Source organism: Streptomyces dysideae (genome assembly GCF_001514305.1).
Classification (GTDB): Bacteria; Actinomycetota; Actinomycetes; order Streptomycetales; family Streptomycetaceae; genus Streptomyces; species Streptomyces dysideae.
The window spans coordinates 1-6,303 of record NZ_KQ949158.1; the positions used below are offsets into that span (position 1 = coordinate 1).

The following is a 6,303-nucleotide window of genomic DNA, read 5'->3' on the forward strand; positions in this document are numbered from 1 at the left end:
AGACCTCACCGCACCCGTCGCGGCCACGGGCGAAGCGGCGTCCTGACCTCTCTCCGATCCAGATCTCCGAAGCGAAGGGAAACCAGCGTTATGCCGTTCGATGTGCTGACCATGGGCCGGGTGGGAGTGGATGTGTATCCGCTCCAGACAGGCGTGGGACTGGCCGAGGTCACCTCGTTCGGCAAGTACCTGGGCGGCAGCCCGACGAACGTCGCCGTGGCCGCCGCCCGGTACGGGCACTCCTCGGCCGTGATCACCAAGACGGGCCGTGACCCGTTCGGTGACTTCGTGCGCGCCGCGCTGGAGGGCTTCGGTGTCGACGGCCGCTTCGTCGGTACGTCGGACATCGCGCCGACGCCGGTGACGTTCTGTGAGATCTTCCCGCCGGACGACTTCCCGCTGTACTTCTACCGACTGCCCAAGGCTCCCGACCTGGACATCCGCCCGCAGGAGCTGGACCTCGCGGCGGTACGCGGAGCACGGGTCTTCTGGGTCACCGGAACGGGGCTGAGCGAGGAGCCGAGCCGTTCGGCCACGCTGGCCGCGCTGGCGCACCGGGCGACGGCGGGGGCGACGGTCTTCGACCTGGACTGGCGGCCGATGTTCTGGGCCGACCCTGGCGAGGCGCGGGCGTATTACGCCGAGGCCCTGCGGCACACCACGGTCGCGGTCGGCAATCTCGACGAGTGCGAGGTGGCCACCGGTGAGCGGGAGCCGTATGCCGCGGCGAAGGCGCTGCTCGCGGCGGGTGTGGAGCTGGCGGTGGTGAAGCAGGGGCCGAGGGGCGTGCTGGCCATGGGCCGGGACGGTTCGGCCGCCGAGATCGCGCCGGTGCCGGTGGATGTGGTCAACGGCCTCGGCGCGGGCGACGCGTTCGGCGGGGCGCTGTGCCACGGTCTGCTGTCCGGCTGGGACACGCGCCGCACGATCGCCTTCGCCAACGCCGCCGGCGCCATCGTCGCCGGCCGGCTGTCCTGCTCCGACGCGATGCCCACGGAGGAAGAGGTCGACGCGAAGCTCCGCGAAGCATCCCTCGCCTCCATCGAACGAAAGGCATGACGACGTGCTGTCCGACAATGTGAGCCGGATCGTGGACGCCCGGGTCAACGACCCCGGCGCCATCGCAGCAGCGGCCGCACGCCGCGTGCAGGCCACCTCGCTGACCGGCGACCACGGCAAGGCGATGATCATCGCCGCCGACCACCCGGCCCGCGGCGCCAACGGCGTCGGCGCGAACCCCTCCGCCATGGCCGACCGCTTCGAGCTCCTCGACCGCCTGTGCGTCACCCTGGAGCGGCCGGGCGTGACCGGCGTGCTGGCCACCGCCGACATCCTCGAGGACCTGCTGCTGCTCGGCGTCCTGGACGGCAAGAGCGTCTTCGGCTCCATGAACCGCGCCGGACTCTCGGGCTCCGTCTTCGAGATCGACGACCGCTTCACCGGCTACGACGCGGAGGCCATCGCCGCGATGGGCTTCGACGGGGGCAAGATGCTCACCCGTATCGCCCTGAGCGACCCGGCGACCCCGTCCGTGCTGGAGAACACCGCCCGCGCCGTGGACGAGCTGAACGACCGTCGACTCATCGCGTTGGTGGAGCCGTTCATGTCGGTGTGGCAGGACGGCAGGATCCGCAACGACCTCTCCACCGACGCCGTCGTCAAGTCCGTCACCATCGCCTCCGGACTGGGCCGCCGCACCGCCTACACCTGGCTGAAGCTCCCGGTCGTCGACGACATGGAACGCGTCCTCGCCTCCTCCACCCTGCCCGCCCTGCTGCTGGGCGGCGAGGTCAAGGATGCGGAAGCCGCCTTCACCTCCTGGGGCAAGGCCCTCAAGCAGCCCACCGCACGTGGCCTGGTCGTCGGCCGCTCCCTGCTCTACCCCTCGGACGGCGACGTCGCCGGTGCCGTGGACCGGGCGGTGAGCCTGCTGTGAGCAGCAAGTACCACCTGCCCGGGGGAACGTCGGCCGACGGCGACTACGACCTTCTGGTCACGCCGGAGTCGGCGGGCTGGGGATACTCCGGCCTCAGGATCCTGACCCTGAAGCCGGGCGAGGCGCACGCCCTGTCCACCGGGGATTCCGAGTTCCTGGTCCTGCCGCTGACGGGCTCGGGATCCGTCACCACGGACGGCAAGGCCTTCGAACTCGCCGGTCGGACGGGCGTGTTCGCCTCCGTCACCGACTTCGCGTACCTCCCCCGCGAGTCGGAGGCACTGATCAGCAGCGCGTCCGGTGGAACGTTCGCGCTGCCCTCCGCCCGTACCGAGCGGGGAGGTCACTCGGCTCGGTACGGGCGCAAGGAGGACGTCCCCATCGAGCTGCGGGGTGCCGGCGCCTGCACGCGGCAGGTCAACAACTACTGCCTGCCCGGCACCTTCGACGCCGAGCAGTTGCTGGTGTGCGAGGTGCTCACTCCGGGCGGCAACTGGTCCTCCTACCCGCCGCACAAGCACGACGAGGCCCGCCCGGGAGTCGAGTCGGAGCTGGAGGAGATCTACTACTTCGAGGTCTCCGGCGACGGAAGCGGCTTCGGCTACCAGCGGGTCTACGGCACCGCCGAGCGGCCGATCGACGTGCTCGCCGAGGTCCGCTCCGGCGACGCCGTCCTGATCCCGCACGGCTGGCACGGACCGTCGATCGCCGCGCCCGGCTACGACCTGTACTACCTCAACGTCATGGCCGGTCCGGGACCGGACCGCGCCTGGCTGATCTGCGACGACCCGGCGCACGGCTGGGTGCGTTCGACGTGGGACTCGCAGGACATCGATGACCGGCTGCCCTTCGGCGCCGAGGAGAACGAGTAATGGAAACGATCAGGCTCACCACCGCGCAGGCGCTGGTGCGCTTCCTGGCCAACCAGTACAGCGAGCGCGACGGCCAGGAGCAGCGGCTGATCCCCGGGGTGTGGGGCATCTTCGGGCACGGCAACGTGGCCGGTATCGGGCAGGCGCTGCTGCAGGCGGCGGTGACCGAAGAGGCCGATCTGCCGTACTACTTGGCCCGTAACGAGCAGGGCATGGTGCACGCCTCGGTGGCCTACGCGAAGATGCGCGACCGGCTGGCCACCTTCGCCTGCACGGCCTCCACCGGCCCCGGTTCGACGAACATGATCACGGGTGCGGCGCTGGCGACGACCAACCGGATTCCGGTGCTGCTGCTGCCCAGCGACATGTTCGCCACCCGCGCCGCCGACCCGGTGCTCCAGCAGCTGGAGGACACCCGCGGCGGGGACGTCACCGTCAACGACGCCTTCCGCGCCGTGTCGAAGTACTTCGACCGCGTCTCGCGCCCGGAGCAGTTGATCCCGGCCGCACTCGCGGCGATGCGGGTGCTCACCGACCCGGTGGAGACCGGCGCCGTCACCCTCGCCCTGCCCCAGGACGTGCAGGCCGAGGCCTACGACTGGCCAGTCGCCTTCTTCCGGCGGCGGGTGTGGCACGTGGGCCGCCCGGTCCCGGAGCCGGCCGCCGTCGAGCGGGCCGCGCGCCTGCTGCGAGGCGCGAGGAAGCCGCTGATCGTCGCGGGCGGCGGCACCGTCTACTCGGGTGCCGAGACGGCCCTGCGCGCCTTCGCCGAGGCCACCGGCATCCCCGTCGCGGACACGCACGCCGGCAAGGGCGCGGTGCCGTGGGACCACCCGTACGCCGTCGGCGGCATCGGCTCGACCGGGTCGTACGCGGCGAACGAGCTGGCGCGCGACGCGGATGTCGTGCTCGGTATCGGCACCCGCTACTCCGACTTCACCACCGCCAGCCACACCGTCTTCGGCAACCCGGACGTCACCTTCGTCAACCTCAACGTGGCCCGCCTCGACGCCGTCAAGCACTCCGCCGAACCGCTGGTCGCCGACGCCCGGCTCGGCATCCAGGCCCTCGCGGGGGCGCTGTCGGACTGGGAGGTCGAGCCGGAGTACCGGGATCGCACCCGCCAACTGATCGCCCGCACACGGGAGATCGAGGAGGAGTGCTTCGCCCCCGACCGCAACACCGGCGACCTGCCCGCCCAGACCCAGATCCTCGGTGCGCTGAACGGCGTCCTCGACGACCGTGCCGTCGTCATCAACGCGGCCGGATCCATGCCCGGCGACCTGCAGCAGCTGTGGCGGGCCCGGGATCCGAAGGCCTACCACGTCGAATACGCCTACTCGTGCATGGGCTACGAGGTCGCCGCCGGCGTCGGAGCCAAGATGGCCGACCCGTCGCGCGAGGTCGTCGTCCTGGTCGGCGACGGCTCGTATCTGATGATGGCTCAGGAGATCGTGACCATGGTCTCCGAGGGCCTGAAGGTCATCATCGTGCTGGTCCAGAACCACGGCTTCGCCTCCATCGGCGCGCTCTCCGAGTCCCTCGGCTCACAGCGGTTCGGCACCAAGTACCGCTTCCGCGACGGCGATTCGGGCCAGCTCGACGGCGACGTGCTGCCCGTCGACCTGGCCGCGAACGCCTCCTCGCTCGGCGCCGACGTCCTGCACGCCACCTCCGTAGACGAGTTCCGTACGGCGATGGAGAAAGCCAAGGCCGCCCATCGCACCACCGTCGTGCACGTCGAGACCGACCTGTACGGCCCGAACCCGCCCGGCCACGGCTGGTGGGACGTCCCCGTCAGCGAGGTCTCCGCCCTGGACTCCACCCGCACCGCCTACGACACGTACGCCGCCCACAAGGCCGACCAGCGGCACTACCTGTAAGGAAACCCTCACCGTGAAGACCATCCAGCACTGGATCAACGGCTCCCCCACTGCCGGAGAGGCCCTGGAGAGCGCCCCCGTGTTCAACCCGGCCACCGGCGCCGAGCAGGCCCATGTCGTCCTGGGCGGCACCGCCGACGTGGACGCCGCCGTCACCGCCGCCGCGACGGCCTTCGAGACCTGGTCGGAGTCCTCCCTCACCCAGCGCACCCAGGTCATGTTCAACTTCCGCCAGCTCCTCGTCGAGCACGAGGAGGAACTGGGCCGGATCATCTCCGCCGAGCACGGCAAGACGGTCGACGACGCGCGGGGCGAGATCACCCGCGGACGGGAGGTCGTCGAATTCGCGTGCGGTCTCGGCGACGTCCTGAAGGGGTCCTTCTCCGACCAGGTCTCACGCGGTGTGGACGTGCACAACTTCCGCCAGCCGCTGGGCGTCGTCGCGGGCATCACACCCTTCAACTTCCCGGCCATGGTGCCGCTGTGGATGCACCCGATGGCCATCGCCACCGGCAACACCTTCATCCTCAAGCCCAGCGAACGCGACCCCTCCGCCGCCAACTTCGTCGCCGACCTCTACCGGCGGGCCGGACTGCCCGACGGCGTCTTCAACGTCGTCCACGGCGGCAAGCCCGCCGTCGACGCCATCCTCACCCACCCGGGCATCCAGGCGGTGTCCTTCGTCGGGTCGACTCCGATCGCCAAGTACGTGCACGAGCAGGCCACCGCCCACGGCAAGCGCGTCCAGGCCCTCGGCGGCGCCAAGAACCACGCCGTGGTCCTGCCGGACGCCGACCTGGAGTTCGCCGCGAACCACATCACCGCGGGCGCGTACGGTTCGGCCGGCGAGCGCTGCATGGCCGTGTCCGTCGCCGTGGCCGTGGGCGACGCGGCGGACAGGCTGGTCGAGATCCTGGAGCGCAAGGCCCGAGAGGTCAAGGTCGGTCCCGGCGACGCCCCCGGCACCGAGATGGGCCCCCTGGTCACCAAGGCCGCCCAGGAGCGCGTCGAGAACGCGGTCGGTACGGCGGCGGCGCAGGGCGCGACCGTCGTCGTCGACGGCCGCGGACTGAAGGTCGACGGCCACGAGAGCGGCTTCTTCACCGGCCCCTCTCTGATCGACCACGTCAGCACCGAGATGGACGCCTACAAGGAAGAACTCTTCGGCCCCGTCCTCGCCATCGTCCGCGCCGAGTCCCTCGACGAGGCGATCGCGCTGATCAACGCCAACCCCTACGGCAACGGCACCGCCCTGTTCACCGGCTCCGGCGAGGCCGCCCGCCGCTTCCAGCGCAACGTCACGGTCGGCATGATCGGCGTCAACGTGCCGGTGCCCGTCCCGATGTCGTACTACTCCTTCGGCGGCTGGAAGGACTCCCTCATCGGCGACTCCCCCATCCACGGCCCCGAGGGCATCCGCTTCTACACCCGCCCCAAGGTCGTCACCACCCGCTGGCCGCAGCCCGCCCAGCAGCTGACCGCCGGCTTCAACTTCCCCACCTCCAGCTGAGATCTCCCGATCCTTCCCGCCAAAGGACACGTCATGGCAACGGCGCCAAGCCCGCTCCGCACCGTCGTGGGCAACCTGTGCCTGGGCTCCGCCCCCGATTCG

The 6,303-nt window shown here is 70.7% G+C and carries 5 protein-coding genes; all 5 read left to right on the plus strand.

The features are described from left to right. The first annotated feature begins 90 nt into the window (after nucleotides 1–90). Genes iolC through AQJ91_RS47925 form a run of 5 tightly spaced genes read left to right on the plus strand, consistent with a single transcriptional unit; the run spans nucleotide 91 to nucleotide 6,201 of the window. Nucleotides 91–1,059 carry a 5-dehydro-2-deoxygluconokinase gene (gene iolC, locus AQJ91_RS47905; protein ID WP_067036614.1) on the plus strand — a complete coding sequence of 323 codons (969 nt, stop codon included), beginning with the start codon at nucleotides 91–93 and terminating at the stop codon, nucleotides 1,057–1,059. 4 nt (nucleotides 1,060–1,063) lie between these two features. Next, nucleotides 1,064–1,936 carry a Cgl0159 family (beta/alpha)8-fold protein gene (locus tag AQJ91_RS47910; RefSeq protein ID WP_067036617.1) on the plus strand — a complete coding sequence of 291 codons (873 nt, stop codon included), beginning with the start codon at nucleotides 1,064–1,066 and terminating at the stop codon, nucleotides 1,934–1,936. Beyond that, nucleotides 1,933–2,808, plus strand: coding sequence for a 5-deoxy-glucuronate isomerase (gene iolB, locus AQJ91_RS47915; RefSeq protein WP_067036620.1), 876 nt, complete (start codon nucleotides 1,933–1,935; stop codon nucleotides 2,806–2,808). The genes AQJ91_RS47910 and iolB overlap by 4 nt, the downstream gene beginning before the upstream one ends. Continuing rightward, nucleotides 2,808–4,691 (plus strand): 3D-(3,5/4)-trihydroxycyclohexane-1,2-dione acylhydrolase (decyclizing), encoded by a 1,884-nt coding sequence (gene iolD / locus AQJ91_RS47920; protein ID WP_067036623.1) that lies wholly within the window; start codon nucleotides 2,808–2,810, stop codon nucleotides 4,689–4,691. The genes iolB and iolD overlap by 1 nt, the downstream gene beginning before the upstream one ends. Before the next feature lie 13 nt (nucleotides 4,692–4,704). Then, nucleotides 4,705–6,201 carry a CoA-acylating methylmalonate-semialdehyde dehydrogenase gene (locus AQJ91_RS47925; protein ID WP_067036626.1) on the plus strand — a complete coding sequence of 499 codons (1,497 nt, stop codon included), beginning with the start codon at nucleotides 4,705–4,707 and terminating at the stop codon, nucleotides 6,199–6,201. Nucleotides 6,202–6,303 lie beyond the last annotated feature (102 nt).